At 38.9% G+C, this 22511-nt stretch carries 21 protein-coding genes and 1 CRISPR repeat array; of the genes, 10 read left to right on the top strand and 11 right to left on the bottom strand.

Annotated elements, in window-relative coordinates; all coding sequences use genetic code 11:
- A partial coding sequence (locus tag ACKI39_RS08360; RefSeq protein WP_407399497.1) for an Lcl domain-containing protein occupies positions 1 to 355 on the top strand: 355 nt, incomplete at its 5' end.
- A 182-nt stretch (positions 356 to 537) separates the two neighbouring features.
- Here ACKI39_RS08360 and ACKI39_RS08355 read toward each other — a convergent pair.
- The 4 genes from ACKI39_RS08355 to ACKI39_RS08340 form a co-directional block, all read right to left on the bottom strand.
- The gene (locus tag ACKI39_RS08355; RefSeq protein ID WP_407399495.1) at positions 538 to 876 is read right to left on the bottom strand and encodes a hypothetical protein; all 339 of its coding nucleotides are present in this window, start codon (positions 874 to 876) and stop codon (positions 538 to 540) included.
- A gap of 21 nt (positions 877 to 897) precedes the next feature.
- Complete coding sequence (locus ACKI39_RS08350) at positions 898 to 2505, bottom strand: M30 family metallopeptidase (protein ID WP_407399493.1); 1608 nt, start codon at positions 2503 to 2505, stop codon at positions 898 to 900.
- A 104-nt stretch (positions 2506 to 2609) separates the two neighbouring features.
- A complete protein-coding gene (locus ACKI39_RS08345) occupies positions 2610 to 3290 on the bottom strand; it encodes an MgtC/SapB family protein (RefSeq protein WP_407399491.1) in 681 nt (226 codons plus the stop codon).
- 14 nt (positions 3291 to 3304) lie between these two features.
- Positions 3305 to 4126, bottom strand: coding sequence for a hypothetical protein (locus ACKI39_RS08340; protein ID WP_407399489.1), 822 nt, complete (start codon positions 4124 to 4126; stop codon positions 3305 to 3307).
- A 56-nt stretch (positions 4127 to 4182) separates the two neighbouring features.
- Here ACKI39_RS08340 and ACKI39_RS08335 point away from each other — a divergent pair, with 56 nt between their 5' ends.
- The 3 genes from ACKI39_RS08335 to ACKI39_RS08325 are packed head-to-tail and all read left to right on the top strand — an operon-like array spanning position 4183 to position 7710.
- Positions 4183 to 5169: a hypothetical protein gene (locus ACKI39_RS08335; protein WP_407399487.1), complete on the top strand. Its 987-nt coding sequence runs from the start codon at positions 4183 to 4185 to the stop codon at positions 5167 to 5169.
- The gene (locus tag ACKI39_RS08330) at positions 5166 to 7067 is read left to right on the top strand and encodes a hypothetical protein (RefSeq protein ID WP_407399485.1); all 1902 of its coding nucleotides are present in this window, start codon (positions 5166 to 5168) and stop codon (positions 7065 to 7067) included. Before ACKI39_RS08335 ends, ACKI39_RS08330 begins: the two co-directional genes overlap by 4 nt.
- 58 nt (positions 7068 to 7125) lie before the next feature.
- Positions 7126 to 7710 carry a nitroreductase family protein gene (locus ACKI39_RS08325; protein WP_407399483.1) on the top strand — a complete coding sequence of 195 codons (585 nt, stop codon included), beginning with the start codon at positions 7126 to 7128 and terminating at the stop codon, positions 7708 to 7710.
- Between the two features lie 8 nt (positions 7711 to 7718).
- Here the strand turns inward: ACKI39_RS08325 and ACKI39_RS08320 are convergent, their stop codons facing one another.
- From ACKI39_RS08320 to ACKI39_RS08290, 7 genes are all read right to left on the bottom strand, one after another.
- On the bottom strand, positions 7719 to 8177 hold the full coding sequence (locus ACKI39_RS08320; RefSeq protein ID WP_407399481.1) for a hypothetical protein: 459 nt from the start codon (positions 8175 to 8177) through the stop codon (positions 7719 to 7721).
- A 21-nt stretch (positions 8178 to 8198) separates the two neighbouring features.
- A complete protein-coding gene (locus tag ACKI39_RS08315) occupies positions 8199 to 9467 on the bottom strand; it encodes a M48 family metallopeptidase (protein WP_407399479.1) in 1269 nt (422 codons plus the stop codon).
- A gap of 3 nt (positions 9468 to 9470) precedes the next feature.
- The gene (locus tag ACKI39_RS08310; protein ID WP_407399477.1) at positions 9471 to 10799 is read right to left on the bottom strand and encodes a dihydroorotase; all 1329 of its coding nucleotides are present in this window, start codon (positions 10797 to 10799) and stop codon (positions 9471 to 9473) included.
- A 150-nt stretch (positions 10800 to 10949) separates the two neighbouring features.
- Positions 10950 to 11108, bottom strand: a complete 159-nt coding sequence (locus ACKI39_RS08305; protein WP_407399475.1) for a YqaE/Pmp3 family membrane protein — start codon at positions 11106 to 11108, stop codon at positions 10950 to 10952.
- 2 nt (positions 11109 to 11110) lie between these two features.
- Positions 11111 to 11536, bottom strand: coding sequence for an aspartate carbamoyltransferase regulatory subunit (locus tag ACKI39_RS08300; protein ID WP_407399474.1), 426 nt, complete (start codon positions 11534 to 11536; stop codon positions 11111 to 11113).
- A gap of 229 nt (positions 11537 to 11765) precedes the next feature.
- The gene (pyrB, locus tag ACKI39_RS08295; RefSeq protein WP_318690933.1) at positions 11766 to 12689 is read right to left on the bottom strand and encodes an aspartate carbamoyltransferase; all 924 of its coding nucleotides are present in this window, start codon (positions 12687 to 12689) and stop codon (positions 11766 to 11768) included.
- A gap of 99 nt (positions 12690 to 12788) precedes the next feature.
- The gene (locus ACKI39_RS08290; RefSeq protein ID WP_318690932.1) at positions 12789 to 13682 is read right to left on the bottom strand and encodes a hypothetical protein; all 894 of its coding nucleotides are present in this window, start codon (positions 13680 to 13682) and stop codon (positions 12789 to 12791) included.
- 116 nt (positions 13683 to 13798) lie between these two features.
- Between ACKI39_RS08290 and hisG the strand changes: the two genes are divergently transcribed.
- The 6 genes from hisG to cas2 all read left to right on the top strand — a co-directional run bounded on the left by hisG (position 13799) and on the right by cas2 (position 21654).
- Entirely contained in the window at positions 13799 to 14671 is an 873-nt protein-coding gene (hisG, locus tag ACKI39_RS08285; protein ID WP_407399471.1) for an ATP phosphoribosyltransferase, read from the top strand.
- A 339-nt stretch (positions 14672 to 15010) separates the two neighbouring features.
- Positions 15011 to 18979, top strand: coding sequence for a type V CRISPR-associated protein Cas12a/Cpf1 (cas12a, locus tag ACKI39_RS08280; RefSeq protein WP_407399469.1), 3969 nt, complete (start codon positions 15011 to 15013; stop codon positions 18977 to 18979).
- A gap of 8 nt (positions 18980 to 18987) precedes the next feature.
- A complete protein-coding gene (locus ACKI39_RS08275) occupies positions 18988 to 19842 on the top strand; it encodes a BRO-N domain-containing protein (protein WP_407399467.1) in 855 nt (284 codons plus the stop codon).
- Positions 19808 to 20389, top strand: coding sequence for a type V CRISPR-associated protein Cas4 (gene cas4 / locus ACKI39_RS08270; RefSeq protein WP_407399465.1), 582 nt, complete (start codon positions 19808 to 19810; stop codon positions 20387 to 20389). Before ACKI39_RS08275 ends, cas4 begins: the two co-directional genes overlap by 35 nt.
- Positions 20390 to 20404: 15 nt before the next feature.
- Positions 20405 to 21379: a type V CRISPR-associated endonuclease Cas1 gene (gene cas1, locus ACKI39_RS08265; RefSeq protein ID WP_407399463.1), complete on the top strand. Its 975-nt coding sequence runs from the start codon at positions 20405 to 20407 to the stop codon at positions 21377 to 21379.
- Positions 21379 to 21654 carry a CRISPR-associated endonuclease Cas2 gene (gene cas2, locus ACKI39_RS08260; RefSeq protein WP_407399461.1) on the top strand — a complete coding sequence of 92 codons (276 nt, stop codon included), beginning with the start codon at positions 21379 to 21381 and terminating at the stop codon, positions 21652 to 21654. The genes cas1 and cas2 overlap by 1 nt, the downstream gene beginning before the upstream one ends.
- Positions 21655 to 21772: 118 nt before the next feature.
- A CRISPR array of direct repeats spans positions 21773 to 22496; the repeat unit is 36 nt; unit sequence GTTTCAAACTACATTAAAATTTCTACTGTTGTAGAT.
- Between the last annotated feature and the right edge of the window lie 15 nt (positions 22497 to 22511).

The raw sequence follows: 22511 nt of genomic DNA, 5'->3' as shown, positions 1-22511 counted from the left end.
AGGTTCTGATTATTCAACATTAAAAACAAATTACCCTGCATTTGAGTTTGCATATTACTACGGAAAAAATGGACATAATATAACTTCTGGAAGTACTTTTGAAAACGGCTGGTATTTACCGTCAGAGAGTGAATTAAATGACATTTACCAGGCAAATAAAACAGACAATGTAATTGAAAAAGCTCTTGGCGTAACTGGTGGAAATAAGTTTAACGGTTCAAATTACTGGTCGTCGTCCCAGTACGCTTCCTTCGATAGTTACGCTTACGCTCTCAATTTCTACGATGGGGGCTGGTACTTCGACTACAAGTACGGCACCTACGATTATGTTTGTGCAGTGCGGGCTTTTAACTAGCGGAACGCAGTGGAGCGGATTTAACTATTTAACTATTCTGAAAGAAAAAAAATTGAGAAATTTTGCCTTCGGCTTATTTACATCTTGAGGGCATTTTTTTTATCATTTATGGATGATACGTGGTGAAATTATTGTTGTAGATAAAAAAAGGCTCCGCTGCCATGCACGTTACTTGCTAGACTTCACTTTTTATACCCGGTCAATACAAATATCTGGTTTGTATATACCCCAGGTCTATTTTCTATGTATCCAAAAAAATTAACTTTATAACCTTGAAGTGCTGAAATTTCCTTCTCTGTCAGCTCTGAGTCTTCTGGGAATTCAATCTGCAGGTAAACTTCGGGATTGCCATCTTTTGGGGCAACTTTTATGGCAAGCTTTTCAAAGGGCGCATTGCCTAGATAAACCGGAGAGCCAGTGATGGTTTTAGATTTCTTTTTCAGGCCTGAATTTGACATTCCTGCCAGTGAAAACGAAAAAAACATTAAAATTGCAAGGATGCAAAAAATCAATTTTTTCATAAAGTCATTCCTCTTTTTCTGTTAATCAACAATCAGAATGTATTCTTTGATATCAGGTGATACTTCCCCGTAAAATTCTAAAACAAGATCATCAACAGGTGAAGTTCCAAGAGAAGCTATACTGAACTGATTTGGCTCCAGAATAAGTGGACTTGCCTCAGCAGCAGTTGGATTTTTGTAGACTGATTTATAATGCGGTCCTTTATACTGTTTTCCACTACTTACCCAGTCAAAGTTCAAAAGATCAAAAGCTGTCATTGGATATGTATAATCGTTCATGACATGAGAGGTCGATACCACATCACGGTTTGAATACAGTCCTGTCACCATTTCTATTGCTATGTCCCGCAGAACAGATTCTTTTGTGGCTAAAGGATTATGACATCTTACTGTTTCAAGGAAGCCATCAAGTGTTCCACTAGAAGCATTATGTGTAAGCTCATAAATAAAGTCTGGTCCGCCATATTTTTTTGATATAATATAACCAAGCCCATAAGCATTTGCGTAACTCATGGCTGTTGCATTTGGATCTAAAGTATCCCATTTGAAAAACGGGAAAGTCCTGTAAGAAAACATTAAGTGATTGAATCTGTATTTTCCAACTTCTTTATCAGCAAGCCCTAATTTTTTCTGCAAAAGATCTTCGGCAAGCATTGAACACATTTCGTCATACCATGTTTCAGAAACCTTTCCTTTTGCCCTAAACATTCCGTTGTGAATCATGTGCTGGAATTCATGAACTACAGTTGATTGTGTAGCCCCTGGAAAATTATTTGCAAAACCCGAGTCAATGTGAAGAAATTTTCCGCCATTGGAATGTGAGGTTGTGTTGTAAATTTGCTTCCATGGGAAATAATCCCCTCGAGTAAAAAATCCTAATATCCCACTAGACTGAGATTCACTGTAGTCACTTTTAATATCATAGAGCAGAATATTTATTTTTGTTCCGGTAGGACTGCATTCTGCCATAGAATAAGCCGTATTGTCCGCATCAGTAAGATAATCCGATTCTCTTCCAACAATATTTCTTTCAAGTAAAATAGCCTGTTCAAGAATAGTGGCAAGCTTTTTACATATGGAAGCATCCACCTTTTTTCCGCCGGCAGGTTCATTCTCCGCAAGATAATCATTACAAACCCAGACATTGCAGATGTCGCTTTTGTAAACTAACGTAGCCTCTGCCTCGTTGGTGTAATTGGGATCTTCTCCAGTTCCAACATACATTTCCCTGGTATCTCCGATCTGATAGTCAATTGGAGCATGCAATTCAAAAGGATCAGAGTCATCATCTGTTGAACGGGTACATTGAAATTCGCTCTGCAAATCCACATGAATCTGGGGTTCAATTCTTTCAGGTATGCATGAATCATGCTGATCATAAAACAGATTTTCAAATTCCCTTTCAGACAGCAATCGTTCCGGTGATTCTGCCTTAATTTCCCGCAGGTTATATGAATTATCAAACTCAGTGACATATCTTCGTGATTCACCTTTTTGTGATGAAGTATTTACAGTTACCAGGTAGATTTTTTTTCCCAGTATGTCAGAAAGAGAAACTGTGGAGTCTGTAAGCTCAATATATTCTACATTATCTGGAAGCGTATCCTCCAAATTTTCGTCATGTGCCATTGAACAGCCTGCAAACAGCAGAGTCAGGAACAATCCTGTGAATAAGTAAAAATGAATTTTTTCCCCATAAATATGAAATTTCATAGCACCAACCATATTAAATATCAGTCCGTAATGGAAAATTCGCACAGTTTGCCAAGTTCCTTCAGATGCTCGATGAGTGGTGTGTAGATTGTGCCGGCCGGAGATTTTACCGTGTAGTGAAGGAATGTCTGCTTGGAAACGATTACACGGCTCATGTTCATGTCACTGATGATAAGGCCGTGTTTTTCTATAGTTTCCCTGATCTTCTTAAGGTCAAGATCATCGCCCTCATAGCAAAGGTGCACTGTCTTGCTTTTTGCAGCAGGAAACCATTTTGCCTCTATCCTTTCAAGTCCAACAAGAAGAACAAGTACAAGGAAAAGTGAAACACCGACCTGAATGTAAAGGCCCGCACCGATTGCAAGCCCCATGGAAGCGGAAGTCCAGATTACTGCTGCGGAAGTAAGCCCCCGGATGTTAAGTCCTGTCTTCATGATGGCTCCACCACCAAGGAAACCTATGCCGCTTATTACACCGGAAGCAATTCTTGTAGGGTCTCCCCTTCCGATTGGAGCAAAAACTTCATTTGTAGCCATGAAGGAAGAAAGCAATGAAAGCAGAGCGGAAGAAACACAGATAAGGACAAGGGTCTTGAGTCCTACAGCATGATTGTGGCTCTTTCGCTCAAGACCAAGCAAAAATCCACATAGGACAGCAAGAAGAAGTTTAACCAGACTTTCTGTGACAAAATTCCACTCCATGTTTTACCCCTTCCTTATCTTCTGAACAATCCGAATTTCTTGTGCCCGCTTTCTACCTTAGGTTTTTCGCCAGGCCTTACCCAGGAAACATCCTTTCTGTCCGTTGAATCTGGCGAAACATAGGCATCAAGGTAAGAAGAAAGCCATCTTCCAGTCTCGTCGTCGCGGCGGAAACCTTCCATGGAACTGTCACCGCGGACAATGATCACATCAACAAAGATGGAGTCGCTGCAAACGGCGGCAATGTTTTCTGCAAAGGAAGCAAAGGCTGCGGCTCCTGCGGCAACCAAAGGAGATGCTATTGGGCTCAAACCGTCCTTAACGGCAGGATTTTTTAAAACATCGATTCTGTTTGGAGTTTCTTTTAAAAGGAAAACAAGCCTGCCTTTTCCTTCGGAAGTTTCCCTCCTCTGGAATGCGTTCAGAACTTCAAGGGCAAGATACTGGTAACCTGCAATCATATCGTCGCAGCCACGGACAATTTCTTCCGAGTCCATCTTTTCTGCCTTTGATGCATACCATTCCTCATCAAAATAAAGGACCGCCTCGTCCATTCTTCCAAAAATGGTGGATGTCTGGAGAACAAGGGATCTTGCAGACAAAGGAGATGACTTGTTCCATTCGATGGTGCACATTCCGCTTTTTGCTTCCTGTGCCTTTTCTTCTTCGTATGCTACCTGGTTTGCCTTGCGTTCGGCAATAGTAAGTCTCTTGGTCTCTTCAGAGTCGGCAATGTTTCCTGAAACTATGATATTTCTCCCCGAAAATGCAATTCCATCAGTGAAATTGCTTGCTTCAGGCATGTTTTTTCCTGCAATAAGAATCGTTTTGGACATGGTCTAAGTATACCATAAATTTGAATTTTTTCACTATGCGTGTTATGCTTTTTTCAATGAAGTCTATTCTATTATCTACTATAAAAGTAATTGTCGCCCACCTTCTTACACTGCTTTCCATAAGCATTGGTGGCGCAATTCTCTACATGATATTCAACATGTGCTCCACTCTTGTGGCAGGACAGGGATTTGCAGCCTTCAACCTGGCTTTCTTCATCCAGGGATTTTTCCTTACGCTGCCCTTTGTTTTTGCCTTGAGCGCTGCTTTTGTTGCCTTCTATTCAATCAGAAACAAGGACATCTCGACTGTCGCCATGATCGTGTTCTCGGTGATCTACATGGGCCTATGGATTTTTATTCAGCCTGTGGTGATCAAGAAAGGAATCCAGAAAGCTTCAAAATCATCATATGTGATCAAGAGGGAGCCTCTTTCTTCAGGCTATTTCAGAAATGTAACCGACAGATACGTGTTCTATTATTCTTCAGTCGATGAAGAAAATCTTGCTTCTGGTGTATGCATGGACAAAAATGGAGTTTCCCAGAATGTCTATACATTCAAGGACATGGAGCTAGCCGATACGACAGCTTTCTTTACGGATTCCCTCATCCAGTCTTCAATCGATATTCCTGCCGTGACAAAGCTTGCGATCACGGGAATCAACAGATACATAGGAGTCATAACCTTTGCATGCTCAGGAAAGAAAATGGAATGGATTCTGTTTTCATCCCTCGGTCTTGCGCTGGTATCCCTCGTGTTCATGAGGGGCTTCTCCAAATGGAGATTCATAAATGTGGTTTCCATACTTTCCATTTCAATCGGAATCATCGCAATAAACGTGAACATGCTTTCATATGGAAGGCTTTATTTCATGACTGAAAGGGTGAATTCCCTTTTTGCCTTTGCACCAAAAAACTCCAACTTCCTTCTTTTCATTGTGAATGTTGTGCTTGCCGCAGCCTTCATTGTTCTCGGACTCATCTTTACCTCAAGGAACATGGAAGATGACGCCCGCGCAGGACTTAATTTCGGAGACGACGAATGAAAAAGACGATAATCATACTTTTGATCTATGCCCTTCTGACTTACCTTATCATAATGGGCTGCGTAAACGCTTTCCTCGATCTTCCAGTCCTAATCAAGGGAACGGAAAAAGCATATAAGATGACGGCAACGACACTTGGATTTTTGACCTTGCTTCCACCGATCGTAATGAGCGGTTTTTCCGTTGCCTGTGCCGTTACATGGAAAAAATCCGACAGCCTTAGCCGCAAGCGCTTTACTCAGGGAATGTTCGACCGCTTCAGGATGGTCTTCATCATCTCGATCGCCCTTGTCTTCATCCTTTCCCTCAACGAAGAAATTTTCGTATCTTCATTCAAAAAGAAACTGCAGCGGATGGAAAAGGCTCCTGCTGAACTTTCTGAGACGATAGAAACCACAAGCAAACTCCTTGAACAGGGACATCCATACCTTGCACTTCAGTTTGCAAAACGAGCGGTAGAGATTGCACCTACAAGCCAGGATGCGCTCTCCATGCTTAAAATCGTTCAGGATGAAGTTGATCTTGAACACGACAGGGAAATCTACAAAAAAATAATCGACAAGGAAAACCGTGTCGTAAAGCCTATCCATGAGAGGAATGCGGGTTACACAATCCTTCAGCTTCTGGACATGTCGCGTGAAGCAGCAGAAAAAAAGCAGTGGTTCAATTCGCACTATTGGGCACAGCTTGCCGTTGATGCCTGCGATGGAACGAACACAAATCTTTCCGCAGCCACGGAAGCCGCCAACTATGCCTGGAGACAGCTTCAACTCCCTGTTGAATTCGACAACTCCGAGGAACGGGAATACTACAAGACAAAGCGCGAAGGCTACAGAGCCTTTACCAGCGGTGATACCCTGAAGGCCTATTACATTTTCCTTGGACTTGCCAATTCAGACATTGAGAACTGCAAGGATCCTGATGTAAAGCGATTCTTTGAGCTTGCGAAGGAAGATATCGAGAATAAATACTTCTTCCTTGACGAAACTGAGAACATGAAGGAACTTGCCGACAGCAGCAACATCTACTTCAGCCTTGATTACCCTAACGGAACAAGCAACGTTTTCTACATTTCAAAGGCAATGGACATCAAGCGCGACGGTGGACTTGTACGCTATCTTGAAAACCTCAATGTAATCCACTATGACGCAAACGGAGATTTCAGGTATTCATTCAATGTTCCTTATGCAAAGGTAACGGCACAGCCAATCTCTGAATTCGATTCCAAATTCCATGCTGTCCTTGGAATCAACAAGAAATGGAAAAGCGTTCCTGTAATCACACTGCAGGCAGTAGACCGCATCACAGAAGGAATCATTTCGCGCCCTGAATACACCTTCAGCAGAACTGGACTTCCAGAAGAAATCATATCGGAACTCAAAATGAGGGATCTTTCAGGAACACACGGAGCAACAGATGTGGTGTACTTTAAAAGTGTTCCACGGTCAACAACCATGATTCTTCCAATGCCTTACTCTGACTTCCATCTGATCAACCAGGCTTCTTCTGGTGCTGAGAACATGACACTCCTCGCTCTCAACAGGTTCCTTCCAGATGCTGTCGAATACGGTTTTTCAAAGGAAGTCTTTACGGAAAATCTTGTACAGCGACTTACATATCCGTTCATCATTTTCATCATGCTGATTTTCTGCGCTTGCCTTGGATGGAGCTACAGAATCGACAATCCTAAGCAGCTGTTCCGCTTCCGTTGGGTTCTCCTTATTCCAGTACTTGGAACATTGACTTTGTTCATCTACAGTGCCGTAAGATATCTGTTCGTAATGGCAAACTATGTATTCGTAGGCCTTTTTGGAACCACAGCAATTCTAGTTGCCGTCATATCCTATATCGTAATCCTGTTTGGAGTTTCATTGCTTTTCCTTTCCAAGAAGAGCTGATTTCAGGATATGAGGTTCATCCATTGAATGGGATGATGCATATCCTCAAGGAGACTTCATGCTGAAAGAAATTGAAAACAGGCGTTCCATCAGAAAATACCTTGAGAAAGATGTTCCAGATGAATTGCTGAAGGACATAATCGAGGCAGCCCGTCTTGCTCCTTCCGGCCACAATGTCCAGCCTTGGAAATTCATCATCCTCCGGGGTGAAAGAAAAGCAGAAACAATCACAGCTTTTGAAAAAGGACTTGAGCGAGAAAAAGGCAACGACAAATTCCTTGAAGGCTGCACAAAGGAATTCCCATTTGCAACCCATACTCTACGCCTTATGAAGGCAGCTCCTGTAATCATTGCAGTCCTTTGCACACGCGGAAAAAATCTTGGGGAAACCATGTCAGTCGACCAGCACATGACACAGCTCATAGACATGATGTCGGTTGGAGCCGCAATTGAAAACCTTCTTCTTGAAGCAAATTCAATTGGTCTTGGAACCTTGTGGATAGGAGCACATTTTTACGCCTATCCTGAGCTTAAGGAAGTTTTAAAAACTGAAAACTTGATTGCAGGTTTCATAAATGTGGGCTGGCCTGATGAAAACCCCAAACCACGCCCACGAAAACCTTTTGATGAAATCTGTGGGTAGGCATTTTCTCATGATGTTTCAGCTTTCCAGCAGATGAATTCCATTTCTTCTACGCTTTTGTTGATTTTGTAAACGAAAGAAATAAAATCAATCAGATAAACAAATATAAGCCCCAATAGCCCAAATAGAAAGTTTTCATAAAACATTCCTATAAACAGCATCAGCAGACTAATACCAATTCCTTTGATTCCATAAAATTCATTTATAAAAGTCAGCCTTACATTGCATTGGGTTTCATCGCCGAGAATCTTGCAGGAAAACCGATCAAAGGCATTCTTCTTCTCAAGGGAATTCAACCCAATGAAAAACTCACCGTTTATATATTCTCCATTCAAAGGCTTAGTTTCATCTGGGGAATAGAAATGCTGACGATTTTCTATATTTCCCATAATTGCATCTGTGATTTTTTCAGCAGAACAGTTGGCTTTTATAGTTATTACCTTTTTTCTGGAAAATGCAAAATACATGGCTTTAATCTATTCTCAAATCTATTTTAACCCGTCAACAGCACGGATTCTTTCCAATAGCGGTGGGTGGCTATAGTTGAACACCGAATAGATTTTTGGCGGAACAATTTCCGAAAGATTTTCCTTGTTGAGCTTGATCAGGGCCGTAGACAATGGAGTTCCTGTTCCGCACATATCCTTTGAATATCTGTCTGCCTGGAATTCGTCACGACGGCTTGATGCGTTTGAAATCAATGAAGCAAGGCTGTCAAAACCACCGAAGGAAAGACCAAGAAGGAAGATTCCCACAAACTTGAGGGCGGCAAATCCGTTACTGGTATCAAATCCAAATCCCGTATAAAGTGAATCATTCCTGATCAAAACGCTCACGGCAAAAAGGCAGGCAAAGATGACAGGAATCATTACGCACATTCTTTTTGTAATGTGGTGGTGCTTGCAGTGTCCAAGCTCATGGGCGAGGACTGCAACAACTTCTTCCGTTGTAAGTTGATTAACGAGGGTATCATAAAGAACGATGCGCTTGTTTTTTCCAAGGCCCGTAAAATATGCGTTGCTGTGGTTGCTTCTCTTTGAAGCATCCATTGTAAAGATTCCACTTGTCTTGAAACCTGTCTTTGCAAATAGAGCTTCGATCTTAGTCTTAAGTTCTCCGTCTTCAAGAGGAACAAACTTGTTGAAAAGAGGTGCAATCCAGATTGGATACACATAGCTTAAACCCAAGGCGATTGCAAGATAGACAAGACCAAAGTAAAGCCACCAGAGCTTTTCAAAATGTCCGATGAAGGCAACGGCTGCAAGAATGAGTGGAACAGCAATAAGAAGAGAAACCAAAGTTTCCTTTATGCTGTCCAGAATGTACATCTTTAATGTCATGTTCGAAAAACCGAATTTCTTTTCGATCTTGAATTCGCGGTAAAGATTAAAGGGAATCATGAGCACTGTTGAAGGAATGCTTGAAAGGAAAACAAAAAGAAGGATTGTAAGGTAAACATTGTTTGTCCAGTTCCATGAAAGATTGAAAACAAGAACATAAAATCCACTTAAAACGAGTGCCAGGGAAATTGCAAGATTCACAACATTTTTGGGAATCCAGAAGAAATACTTTGCATCTTCGTAGGCGCAAACCTGCTTCAGTTTTTCTTCATCAATATGGCCTTCAAGCTCCTTTGGAACTTCCGTTCCGTGCTTTTTACGGAATGACCAGTCAGTGAATTCCAAAAGCTGGTTGATGAAAAAATCATAGAAAGTTCCTGCAAGAAACAGAATCACAAAAATATTTGAATAGTTCATGTTTTAGTTAGTCTCCTCGTAAACCAATTTACCTGCGAGGAAAGTCTTGAGGATTTTTCCTGTAACCTTCTTCCCTTCAAGTGGAGTGAATTTTCCCTTGCTTACAAAGTCAGCACCGCTAACAGTCCACTTCTTGTCTACATCAACAAGAACAAGGTCTGCATCATAGCCTTCCACAAGCAAGCCTTTGTTTTTAAGTCCAAGAAGTCGGGCAGGATTTGCGCTCATGAGTTTTGAAAGCTGCTTTAGCGAAACCTTGTTTTCCTTGCAGAGAACCGTGTTGCAGACTGCAAAGGCAGATTCGATTCCGCTGAACCCTGGAGCACCGTTTTTCTTGTCCTCGGCCGTATGAGGCGCATGGTCTGTTCCAATGCAGAAAGCCTTTCCTTTCTTGAGGGCCTGAATCAATTCAAGTCGGTCATCCTTTTTTCTAAGAGGTGGATTTACGATGTTGAAGATTACAGGAGCCTTTCCGCTTTCAAACCAGATGTGGTGTGGTGTAATCTCGTAGGTAACATTTACGCCGTCCTTTGCCGCAAGCTCCGCTGCCTTTACGCAGTGGGCAGTACTTACATGGCAAAGATGGATGTGGCATCCTGCAGTCTTTGCAAGGCGAAGGTTTCTGTCTGTTGCCGAATCTTCTGCACAGGCAAGAATTTCATCAGCCTGATTAAGCAAGGCAGCCGCTTTCTTTGGATCCTTGGATTTTATCTTGAGGGCTTCCATTCTCAAAGGTCTGGCAGATGCTGCAAGGAATGGATCTTCGCAATGGCAGCTTACTATGATTTTTTTTGCGGCGGCCTTTTTCATTGCCTCAAGCATCAAGGCGCTGTCCATGACTTCCTTTCCATCTTCTGTAATTACAGGAACAACTTTTGGATCAAGCTTATAAAGATGAGAAATTGTCTTTCCGTCAAAATCCTTTGTAATCGAAACCGACTGGATTACATTGCAGAAACCCGCTTTCTTTGCCTTGTCGTTGTTTTCCTTTGCCATAGCCTGACTTGAGCAGACTGGATTTGTATTCGGCATGAGGACAACGGTACCAAAGCCACCCTTTGCGGCAGCCTTGCTTCCAGTGATTATGTCTTCTTTCTGTGTAAGGCCTGGATCACGGAAGTGTGCGTGGGTATCGATGAAAGATGGCATGAGTACTGCACCCTTTGCATCGACTTTTTCTATCTTTGGATTTTCATCACGGAGCATTTCCTTTACGGTCTGCTTGCCTGGAAAGCAGTCGATTTTTCCGTCTTTAATGATTACGGCAAATCCCTTCTTGTCCATTGTTTCATCAACAAGACGGGCATTGTAAATGAGAATTGTATTGTTCATACAGATGATTATATTTTTATTCAGTCAAAAATGCTACATTGATTATGCCAGTGGCAAAAGTATAAAAAATAGGGCTGCCCAAAAGTATGCTCGGCGATTGAGTCAGACTTAAATACTTATTGGACAGCCCTTATATAAAAAAGGATTTTCTTAGAACTTCTTGTTGTTAAGAATTACAAGGGCGGCAATTACACCTGGAACCCAACCGCAACAAGTCAAAAGGAAAACGATGAGCAGCGATCCACAGCCCTGATCCAAAACAGCAAGTGGAGGAAAAAGAATACAAAGCAAAACTCTCAATACACTCATGCTTATCCTCTCTTGTAAAGGTCGTCGCAGTAAACGCAGCGATATTCTTTCTTTGATGGATTTGTAAGGCGGAACTGTGGAGTTACATAAGTTTCCGTAGCAGTAATGCAGCGTGGATTCTTGCACTTGATTACGCCTTCTACTTTTGGAGGAAGCTCCATCTTTATCTTACGAACAATCTTTGAGTCCTGAATTACATTGACGGTAATGTTTGAATCGATGAAGCCAAGAATGCTGTAATCGATGTTGATGATGTTGTCGATCTTGATGATGTCCTTCTTTCCGCTTTTACCTGAAGAAGCATTCATGATGAGGGCAGTTGCAAAATTTGCCTTATCAAGACCAAGCCAGTTGAAAACACGCCAGCCAAGTCCCGCCTGAATATGGTCGATTACCAGTCCGTTTTTTATTGTATCTACATTAAGCATTTATTACCTCTCTAATTTCTATTGAAAGCATCGTTGCAGAATTCATTATAATTGCCTTCGTCGATGCTGTTCAAATAAAAGTGGTGGGACGCAGGAATGAAGGGGAAGGAGGGGCCCGCCAATAAGGAACATCGCCTTTATTGACAAAGCGGGAGGTTATCCATTGCCCTTCATTCCGTCGCTGGGACCCACCTTTGTTTTATACCTGCATCGACGAAGGCATATATTTTTACAGTGCTCCTGTAACTTTTGCGATGAGTGACATACGGGCATACATTCCATATTTTACCTGCTTGAAGTATGCAGCTCTTGGATCGTCGTCTACTTCTGGTGCGATTTCATTTACGCGTGGAAGCGGATGGAGAACGATCATGTCTTTCTTTGCCATCTTCATCTTTTCGCGGTCAAGGATGTAGCTGTCCTTAAGGCGGATATAATCCTGCTCGTTGAAGAACCTTTCCTTCTGAACGCGTGTCATGTAAAGGATATCAAGATCGCCGATGACATCTTCAAGTCTTTCCGCAGTAGTGAATTCGATTCCTGCTGGCTTAAGGAGGTCTTCGGTAATGTATTCTGGAACCTTAAGTTCTTCAGGACTGATGAAAACAAACTTGTTGTTCTTGTAGCGGCTCATTGCCTGTGTAAGGGAATGAACTGTGCGTCCAAACTTAAGGTCTCCACAGAAACCGATTGTGTGTCCTTCGAATCCACCCTGAAGGGCACGGATTGTCAAAAGGTCTGTAAGTGTCTGTGTCGGATGGCTGTGTCCACCGTCACCTGCATTGATGACTGGAACCGGACTGTACTGGGAAGCAAGGAGGGCAGCTCCTTCCTTTGGTGTGCGCATTGCGATTACATCAACATAGGAACTTACTACGCGGATTGTATCTGCAAGGGTCTCTCCCTTTGTACCGCTTGTAACATTTGCATCAGCAAAACCTTCTACGGTTCCGCCTAAATGAAGCATGGCAGCTTCAAAAGAAAGCCTTGTTCTTGTGCTTGGCTCAAAAAAAAGTGTCGCAAGAATTTTCCCGCGACACACATCTTGAAAAGATTTAGGATCAACAATCATCTGTTCTGCCAATGAACAAATCTCATCGATTTCAGCGACTGACAGATTAGTTGGCTCAATAACATGCCTTCCTGTTAACATATGGACCTCTCAAATAATTTTCAAGAGTCTATCATAATAATCGACTTTATAAAAGGCATATGAATTGAAAACTGTCATTTTGATTCAAGCCGGATGGGATCACTCAAAATCGCGCCTTGTCTTTGCCCAATCCTGCTTGTACTGTTCCTGGTCAGTTGCAATTTTATCCTTAAGGAGAGTCATGCAGTTTTCATAGAGCATTTCATAAATTTTTGGAAGAATCGCCTGCATTGCAACAGGTTCAAGTCCCTGGGCTCCAGATGATTGGATGAACATGAAAACAAAAAGATCATCAGCGCCATTGTTCACAGGGCGGTTCATAAAAAGAACGGCACTGGTCCTTACATGGGAGCCCTTGATGGTCATCTGGATTCCGTCGATTCTTTCGTACAAAGGAATTTCCAGCATTCCGTGTGGAAGCACAAATGAAAAATGACTCAGGGAAATGTCCTGCAGCTGCCCTTTGTAGGAATTCTTATTGAAAACAAAATCAAAGGTACTGTTCTTATTGCATAGAGCACGAACCTGCTTGCGGCGTCCCATGGCCTGATTTGCATACAGAACCTTTTCGATGATGCCGAAATTGTTTCGCTTCTGGTATTCAAGCTGAATGCACCCGCACATGATACCGATGTCAAAAAGATAGACCTTCTCTATGACTGGTTTTTCATCCTTGTTCTGCCTTTTTGTAAACAGAACTCCGATAAGAACCTTGCCTTCATACTTGGAATTGATTTTTCTGATGAATTGGGACCAAGTCTCTCCATTTGGTGGAGGTGAATCTATATTGAAGAAAAGAATCAGATCATTAAAGGATTCATAAAGATAGTCGATGTAATTTTCCAGGGAGAAGTTTGGAATTTTTCCAATAAAATATGCTTCAAAACCGTCAATGAGGTATTCTTCACAGAAATTTTCAGGAAGAAGAGAAGTATCAGGCTGAATGAAAAAAGTCTTGCGTCCTGCAGCAATGGCATTTGTCTGTTCGCTCAATTCTATATCCCCCGTATCTTAAAATTATAATGTGACAATTCCAAAATTTCAATTTTTACTTTTAAACACCTGCAATAATTGAAACTATAGAAAGTTTTCTATATTATTAGGGAACTATGGAAAAATTAAAGATTTTGCTGGCAAAAGGCCGCATTTACGAATCAGTTTATGAACTCTTGAGCGATGTTGGAATTTCAATTCATCTTCCAGACAGAACTTATTTCCCTGTTACAAACCAGGAAGACTTGGCATTCCAGGTTGTAAAGCCACAGATTGTAAGTGCACTTCTTGCAGGCGAAAAGGCAGATGTTGGATTCAGCGGAAAGGACTGGGTCTACGAAAACGGCGTTGAAGACGATGTTGTAGAAATCATGGACTTTGGTTTTGATCCTGTCCGCATTGTTGCTGCAGTTCCAGAAAACGTAGACTACAATGCTCTTCTCAAGAAGCCTGTAACGATTGCAACTGAATACCAGAACCTTACAAAGAAATATATCTCAGAAAACAACATCGATGGCACTGTGTTCCGCACATGGGGAACTTCTGAAGGATTCGTACGCGACAGTGATGATTCTGAAGCACAGATTCTCATAGACAACACTTCAACAGGTTCTTCCCTCAAGGCAAACCGACTCAAGATCGTTGATACTTTGATGACATCTTCCACCAGAATGTATGCATCAAAGAAAGCTATGGAAGATCCTGCAAAAAAGCAGAAGATTCTGGAACTTAAGATGCTCTTTGAGGCAGTACTCAATGCACGCTCAAAGGTAATGCTCGAAATGAATGTTGCAGAAGACAAGTTTGAAGCCCTCGTTAAGGGAACTCCTTCAATGAAGAGCCCAACAGTAAGCCCTCTCTTTGGTGGAAACGGTTACGCTGTAAAGATCGCCGTAGAAAAGAAAGAAGTGCCAGTTCTTCTTCCAAAGCTCAAGTCTCTCGGTGCAACAGACATCGTTGAATATGAGCTCCGCAAGGTAATGGCATGAAAAATTGACCTCCTGTCAATTTTTCATGCAGAGGTTTGATTCTCAAACCTCTGGCCACTGCATTGCTTAACCGATGACGCGCCATCCGTGGCGCTACGCTTACGCGGTGAAGTGTTGCTTGCCCTATGCAGATGCTGAAACAAGTTCAGCATGACAAATGGGTACTGAAGACCGTCCTTTTTAGGGCGGTTTTTTATTTCCTTTAAATCTATACCCCTATCATTTTTTGATCTACCCTTCGTGGTATTATTTTTTTGAACATTCAAAATTGGTGTTTTACTATTATTTGATTAAAATTATTAGTGTACTTTGTTCAAATACACAAAAGGGGGATTTTATATGGTTACAATTAATGAATTTTGCGGACAGGAAAATGGATATTCTCGTTCCATTACATTGAGAAACAAGTTGATTCCAATAGGAAGGACTCAGGAAAATCTAGACAAAATTAATCTGTTGGATAATGATAAGAAGAGGGCTGATTCCTACAAGCAGGTTAAAGATCTTATTGATGATTTTCATCGTGCTTTTATTCAGGATGTTTTAAGCAAGGTTTCTTTTGAATGGGGGCCTCTATATGATGAATTTGATTTATTTCAAAGTCAGGCAGATAAAGTAAATAAGGCAAGAATAAAAATAGATTTGCAAAAATTACAGTCTGTAATGAGAGGAAAAATTGTAAAACAGTTCACTTCTGATGCAAGGTATAAGAAACTTTTTGCGAAAGAATTACTCTCGGAGCTTTTACCAGAAATTATTAAGAGTGCAAAAACCGAAGAAATTACAGATAAGCAAGATGCGTTGAAAGTATTTGATAAGTTCAGCACATATTTTACTGGATTTCATGAAAACAGGAAAAACATGTATAGCGACGAAGAAAAGTCTACAGCTATCAGTTTTAGAATTGTAAATGAAAATTTTCCTAAATTTTATGCCAATGTTAAACTTTTTGAAAAACTTCAGAAAGAATTTCCAAACATTATAGAAGAAACTGAAAAGTCTCTTGCCTCATATTTAAATGGAAAAAAACTTAAGGATATTTTTAATCCAGAATCCTTTAATCAAGTGCTTACTCAGACCGGAATTGATTTTTATAACACTGTGATTGGTGGTATTTCTGCAGGAGCAGAGAAGATTCAAGGTTTGAATGAAAAAATAAATCTTACCCGGCAGCAACTTCCAGATGCAGAAAAAAATAAACTTCGTGGAAAAATGGTTGTGCTTTTTAAGCAGATTTTAAGTGACCGGGACACCGCTTCTTTTATTCCTATAGGCTTCGAAAATAACGATGAAGTTTATGATACAGTTCAGAAATTCAAAAAAGAAACTTACGATTCTGTAGTTTCACTTGTAAAGGAAGCTTTCAGTTCAGATAATGATTATAATCTTGAAGAAATTTTTGTTCCTGCAAAAGAACTTACAGCATTTTCACAAGCCATTTATGGTCACTGGTCTGTATTGAGCCAGGGATTATTCCTGATTGAAGAAAGTAAAGCTAAGAAAGGATTTTCGGAAACTCAGGCAGAAAAAGTAACAAAAGAAATTGCCAAAAAAGACTATTCTCTTGCAGATCTTCAGAAGGCTTACGAAAAGTATTGCGAAAAAAATGAAGAACAGGTGACTCTTTCTGCAAAAAATTATTTTACCCTCAAAAATGAAGATGAAATGATTCTTTCAAAAATCAACACGGCATACGCTGCAATTGATTTTGAATCTAAGAAAAATCTTCAGGCAGAAAAAGATTCTGCAACTCCAATTAAAGAATTCCTTGACGAAGTTCAGAATCTTTACCATTACCTTAAAATGGTTGATTACCGTGGGGAAGAACAGAAGGATTCAGCTTTCTATTCAAAACTTGACGAGATTCTTACAAAACTTTCTGAAATTGTTCCTTTGTATAATAAGGTGCGTAACTTTGTAACAAAGAAAGTTGGGGAAGTTAAGAAGTTCAAACTGAATTTTGATTGTCCGACATTAGCTGATGGGTGGGATGAAAATAAAGAATCAGCAAATGATGCCATCTTGCTAAAAAAAGATGGTAAATATTATCTTGGAATATTCAATCCAAAAGATAAGCCAAAATTTTCTAAAGAAGAATGCACAGAAGATTCTTGCTATGAAAAGATGGTTTATAAACAGTTTGACGCTATGAAACAGATTCCAAAGTGTTCAACTCAAACAAAAGTTGTGAACACTCATTTTTCTTCAGGTTCTAAAGAAGATTTGATATTAAATGATAAAAAATCATTTATAAAAGATCTAATTATTACTAAAGAAATTTGGTTTATGAATAATTCTGTTTGGGATGGCGAAAAGTTTATAGAAAAAAAGAGTAAAGATGATAAAAGATTTAAGAAATTTCAAATAGGCTATTACAAAGAATCAGGAGATTTAGATGGATATAAAGAAGCATTATCTAAATGGATTGATTTTTGTAAGGATTTTCTACTTTCTTACAAAAGTTCTGCCATCTATGATTATGACTTCAAAAATTCAGATGAGTATGAAAGTCTTGATGAGTTCTATAATTATTTGAATTTAATTTGTTATAAAATTTATTTTGTAAATGTTTCTGAATCAAAAATCAACTCCCTCGTAGATTCCGGTAAACTTTTCCTTTTCCAGATTTACAACAAAGACTTTGCAGAAAAATCTACAGGCAAGAAAAATATGCATACTCTTTATTGGGAAAACCTTTTCAGTGAAGAAAATCTTAAAGATATTTGTTTAAAACTTAATGGAGAAGCAGAACTTTTCTATCGTCCTGCTAACGAAAACATAAAGCATATAAAACACGAAAAGGGATCAATTCTTGTTAACCGTACAACTTCAGACGGTAAATCAATTCCAGAAGAGATTTATCAGGAAATTTATCAGTTTAAAAATAAGATGAGGGAATCAATTTCTGAAGAAACTCAACAGTTGCTGGATTCGGGAACTGTTGTATGCAAGGAAGCAAAACACGAAATTACAAAAGACAAACACTTTACAGAAGCAACTTATCTTTTCCATTGTCCAATTACAATGAATTTTAAGGCTCCCGAAATTACAGGAAGAAAATTCAATGATCGTGTTTTGGAAGCTCTAAAAGCAAATCCAGATGTAAAAATCATTGGGCTTGACCGTGGCGAGCGACATCTTATTTACCTTTCACTTATCAATCAGAAAGGTGAAATTGAAATGCAGAAAACTTTGAATCTTGTTGAACAGGTTAGAAATGATAAAACTGTAAAAGTAAATTATCAGGAAAAACTTGTTCAGAAAGAGGGAGATAGAGATAAAGCCCGCAAAAACTGGCAGACAATCGGCAATATCAAGGAACTTAAGGAAGGTTATCTTTCTAATGTAATTCATGAAATTGCAAAACTGATGATCGATAACAATGCCATTGTCGTAATGGAAGATTTGAATTTTGGTTTTAAACGGGGTCGTTTTGCTGTTGAACGCCAGGTTTACCAGAAGTTTGAAAATATGCTTATTGAAAAACTGAATTATCTTGTATTCAAGGATAAAGCAATTACAGAACCAGGTGGAGTTTTGAATGCTTATCAGCTTACAGATAAATCTGCAAATGTAAGTGATGTCTATAAGCAATGTGGTTGGCTTTTCTACATTCCTGCAGCTTATACTTCAAAGATTGATCCTAAGACTGGATTTGCAAATCTATTTAATACAGCAGGTCTCACAAATGTTGAAAAGAAAAAAGGTTTCTTTGATAAGTTTGATGGAATCAGATATGACTCTAAAGAGGATTGCTTTGTATTTACTGTGGATTATTCAAAATTTGGTGACAATGCAGACTACTTCAAGAAATGGGATATCTATACTCGCGGAGAAAGAATTGTTTACAGCAGAAAAGAAAACAAGACTTTCACTGTAAGTCCAACAGAAAACCTCAAAAAGAAGTTTGACGAATTTGGAGTGAACTGGCATAACGAAGAAAACTTTATTGATTCACTACAAACTGTACAGGCAGAAAAGGCAAATGCTTCTTTCTTTGATGAACTGCTGAGGTCTTTCAACACTACCCTCCAGATGCGAAATTCAATCCCAAACAGTGAAATAGACTATCTGATTTCTCCTGTAAAAGCTGATGACGGAACTTTCTTTGACAGTCGTGAACAGCTTGCTTTTGGAAAAGAAGCAAAACTTCCTGTTGATGCTGATGCAAACGGTGCATATCACATTGCATTAAAAGGTTTGTATTTGCTTCAAAATGATTTCAATCGTGATGAAAAAGGCGTGATTCAAAACATCAAGAATGTTGACTGGTTCCGTTTTGTTCAGGAAAAAGAATATAAACTGTAGGAGTTCCAATGTCAGAAAACACACAGATTAAGCTTTTTGAAGAAAAAAAAGTCCGATCAGTTTGGAATGAAGAAGAGCAGCAGTGGTATTTTGTTGTAGTTGATGTAATTGAAATATTAACAGATTCAAAAAATCCTACTGATTACATCAAAAAGATGAGAAAAAGAGATCCTGTACTTTCCGAAGGGTGGGGACAACTTGTCACCCCCCTTGCTGTTCAAACTGCTGGTGGAACTCAAAGAATAAACTGTGCCAGCGTAAAATCCCTTTTCAGAATCATTCAGTCCATTCCTTCTCCAAAGGCAGAGCCCTTTAAGCAATGGCTTGCCCAGGTGGGATATGAACGAATGCAGGAAATTGAAAATCCTGAATTAGCTCAGGAACGGATGAAGGAAATTTACGAAAAGAAAGGTTACCCAAAAGACTGGATTGATAAACGCTTACGTGGAATTGCAATCCGCCAGAATCTGACAGATGAATGGAAAGAACGGGGAATTACACAGGAAAAAGATTATGCAATTTTAACTGCCGAAATTTCAAAGGCGACTTTTGGAATGACTCCTTCTGAATACAAAGAACATAAAGGGCTTACAAAGAAAAATCAGAATCTTCGAGATCATATGACCGACCTTGAATTGATTTTTACTATGCTTGGTGAACGGGTAACTACCGAAATCAGTCAGCAGGAAAAACCTGATACATTTTCAGAAAACAAAAAAGTTGCAAAACGTGGCGGAAATGTTGCCGGAGTTGCCCGCAAGGAAACTGAAAAAGAACTTGGTCATTCTGTGATTTCTTCAGAAAACTATTTAAATCTGGAAAGTAATAATGGAACTTTATCTGAAGATAACGTATCTAAATGATTTTATTTTTTGTCCTCTTTCGATTTACTATCATCAGCTTTACGGGAATTTGGCTGAACGGCTTTATTACAATGACGCTCAGTTAGATGGTAAGGCGGCTCACGAGGCAATTGATAATCAACACTACTCTACTCACAAAAATATTCTTCAGGGAATAGATGTTTATTCAGATGAATATAAGCTTTGCGGAAAAGTAGATATTTTTGATGTTGAAAAAGAACTTTTAACAGAACGGAAAAAACATATTGAAACTATTTATGACGGATATCTTTTTCAGTTGTATGCACAATGTATTTGTCTTCGAGAAATGAGATATGAGGTAAAACAAATCAGGTTTTATTCCAGTGATGATAACAAAGTGTATCCTGTTGAACTTCCAGAAAATAATCTGAAAATGTTCGAGAAGTTCAAAAATACAAATTCTGAAATGCAGAATTTTAATGTAGATTTGTACGAACCAAAATCGCCCGAAAAATGTCGTAACTGCATTTACAACGATTTTTGCGACAGACCACTTGTACCTAAAGCTTATAACGGAGGATTTTAAAATTGGAGTAAGCCTATGATGAGCACAAGAGATTTTGAATGTAAGCAGATTGCTTTTGTTTTTACTTCCAAAGGAGAAAAAATCAGTTTTAAGAATGACAACCTTTTGATTCAAGATGAAGAAGGAAAAGTGAAACATCAATCAACTTGTTACAGGCTTTTTATTCTATTTATTTGCGGAGATTACTGCATTACTTCTGGAATCTTAGACCGAGCTTCAAAATTTGGATTTAACATAGTTCTGATGAGTCCGAATTTGCGAATTACAAAAATCCTTCCTTCAAAAGCTGAAGGAAATGTTTTGTTAAGACGCAGGCAGTATGAATTTGAGGGAACTGCACTGGCTGCACATGTAATTTCTAATAAGATTCATAATCAGAATTTTCTATTAAAGAAGAAAAGAAATAAGACAGAAGATGAAAAGGAAGCTATTAAAAAACTGGAACAATTTGAAAAAGATGTTCTTAAAGATAATTTAAGTGTTCAGGAAATAATGGGAATTGAAGGTATTAGTGCAAAATTATATTTTCAGACTTTATTCAAAGCTCATAATTGGACAGCCAGACGTCCAAGAGCAAAACAAGATATAACTAATTGTCTAATGGATATTGGCTATACAATTCTGTTTAATGTAATTAATGCTCTGCTTGAAATGTATGGCTTTGATGTTTATGTGGGAATTCTGCATACACAGTTCTTTCATAGAAAATCGCTGGTTTGTGATTTAGAAGAACCTTTCAGACCTATTATAGATGCTGCCCTAATAAAAGCTATGAATCTTGGTCAAGTCAATGAAAAAGATTTCTGGAAGAATAACGAACAATTCATTTTGCCGTGGAAAAACTCTGCTAAATATGTTGAACTTTTTATAAGAGCCATAATGGAATATAAAAATGAAATATTCATCTATCTACAAAGTTACTATCGTGCATTTATGAGAAATAAAAATGCAAATGACTTCCCTATTTTTGAAATGGAAGAGGAAAACTAATGCTGTTAGTAAGTTATGATATAAGTAATGATAAGGTAAGAAATAAATTTTCAAAATTTCTTTCAAAATTTGGATTCAGATTACAGTATTCAGTTTTTGAAATTACCAACAGCGATACTGTTTTAAGCAATATTGAAAATGAAATTCAAAATGTTTACATGAAAACCTTTACAGAAGAGGATTCTGTTATTATATTTAACTTATCGGCTAGTTGCAAAAAGACCTGTTACGGATATGCTAAAAATGAAGAAACAGATGTTTTTGTAATTACCTGAAAGTTGCAAACCCCTAGTCTTACTGTGAAATTTGGAGTCTTATATGTCAAATAGGCCTAAAATTCATGCAACAAATGCGATAAACAGTATCAGACAGTACCGTTGTACAAATGTAAGGGTTTCAAACTACATTAAAATTTCTACTGTTGTAGATAATCTTGTTCGTGTTGTTGATGTTGCAGTTTCAAACTACATTAAAATTTCTACTGTTGTAGATTGGGCGTTTCTCCTATTGATCTCCAACGTTTCAAACTACATTAAAATTTCTACTGTTGTAGATCTATACTGTGCCTTTGCCTTTGCTTGTTTCAAACTACATTAAAATTTCTACTGTTGTAGATAAGTTCAACAACTTGTAAAAAATCATGTTTCAAACTACATTAAAATTTCTACTGTTGTAGATTTAAGGATCTGGAGAATGTCAGCAATGTTTCAAACTACATTAAAATTTCTACTGTTGTAGATGAGTGGCGATAACTCTAATTCGGTTAGTTTCAAACTACATTAAAATTTCTACTGTTGTAGATTCCATTGTTACCTCTCATGTAGTGTTCGTTTCAAACTACATTAAAATTTCTACTGTTGTAGATTACTGATTACATTACTTCTTACATTGGTAGTTTCAAACTACATTAAAATTTCTACTGTTGTAGATCTGAGCTCGGTTACCAGCCTATCCTTGTTTCAAACTACATTAAAATTTCTACTGTTGTAGATGATTCTAGTTTGTTTACGGAATCTACGTTTCAAACTACATTAAAATTTCTACTGTTGTAGATATATTCTTAAACACCTTGAAACACTCTGTTTCAAACTACATTAAAATTTCTACTGTTGTAGATCGAGAAAGATTGAAG

It is taken from the genome of Treponema sp. (assembly GCF_045641405.1).
In the GTDB taxonomy this organism is placed as follows: Bacteria; Spirochaetota; Spirochaetia; order Treponematales; family Treponemataceae; genus Treponema_D.
This window is presented reverse-complemented; position numbering and strand designations above follow the sequence as displayed.

Bases quoted from the DNA above. Each gene is read 5' to 3' on its own strand.
- ACKI39_RS08355 (WP_407399495.1), bottom strand. From the start codon at position 876: ATGAAAAAATTGATTTTTTGCATCCTTGCAATTTTAATGTTTTTTTCG.
- ACKI39_RS08350 (WP_407399493.1), bottom strand. From the start codon at position 2,505: ATGGCACATGACGAAAATTTGGAGGATACGCTTCCAGATAATGTAGAA.
- ACKI39_RS08345 (WP_407399491.1), bottom strand. From the start codon at position 3,290: ATGGAGTGGAATTTTGTCACAGAAAGTCTGGTTAAACTTCTTCTTGCT.
- ACKI39_RS08340 (WP_407399489.1), bottom strand. From the start codon at position 4,126: ATGTCCAAAACGATTCTTATTGCAGGAAAAAACATGCCTGAAGCAAGC.
- ACKI39_RS08335 (WP_407399487.1), top strand. From the start codon at position 4,183: ATGAAGTCTATTCTATTATCTACTATAAAAGTAATTGTCGCCCACCTT.
- ACKI39_RS08330 (WP_407399485.1), top strand. From the start codon at position 5,166: ATGAAAAAGACGATAATCATACTTTTGATCTATGCCCTTCTGACTTAC.
- ACKI39_RS08325 (WP_407399483.1), top strand. From the start codon at position 7,126: ATGCTGAAAGAAATTGAAAACAGGCGTTCCATCAGAAAATACCTTGAG.
- ACKI39_RS08320 (WP_407399481.1), bottom strand. From the start codon at position 8,177: ATGTATTTTGCATTTTCCAGAAAAAAGGTAATAACTATAAAAGCCAAC.
- ACKI39_RS08315 (WP_407399479.1), bottom strand. From the start codon at position 9,467: ATGAACTATTCAAATATTTTTGTGATTCTGTTTCTTGCAGGAACTTTC.
- ACKI39_RS08310 (WP_407399477.1), bottom strand. From the start codon at position 10,799: ATGAACAATACAATTCTCATTTACAATGCCCGTCTTGTTGATGAAACA.
- ACKI39_RS08305 (WP_407399475.1), bottom strand. From the start codon at position 11,108: ATGAGTGTATTGAGAGTTTTGCTTTGTATTCTTTTTCCTCCACTTGCT.
- ACKI39_RS08300 (WP_407399474.1), bottom strand. From the start codon at position 11,536: ATGCTTAATGTAGATACAATAAAAAACGGACTGGTAATCGACCATATT.
- pyrB (WP_318690933.1), bottom strand. From the start codon at position 12,689: ATGTTAACAGGAAGGCATGTTATTGAGCCAACTAATCTGTCAGTCGCT.
- hisG (WP_407399471.1), top strand. From the start codon at position 13,799: ATGGAAAAATTAAAGATTTTGCTGGCAAAAGGCCGCATTTACGAATCA.
- cas12a (WP_407399469.1), top strand. From the start codon at position 15,011: ATGGTTACAATTAATGAATTTTGCGGACAGGAAAATGGATATTCTCGT.
- ACKI39_RS08275 (WP_407399467.1), top strand. From the start codon at position 18,988: ATGTCAGAAAACACACAGATTAAGCTTTTTGAAGAAAAAAAAGTCCGA.
- cas4 (WP_407399465.1), top strand. From the start codon at position 19,808: ATGGAACTTTATCTGAAGATAACGTATCTAAATGATTTTATTTTTTGT.
- cas1 (WP_407399463.1), top strand. From the start codon at position 20,405: ATGATGAGCACAAGAGATTTTGAATGTAAGCAGATTGCTTTTGTTTTT.
- cas2 (WP_407399461.1), top strand. From the start codon at position 21,379: ATGCTGTTAGTAAGTTATGATATAAGTAATGATAAGGTAAGAAATAAA.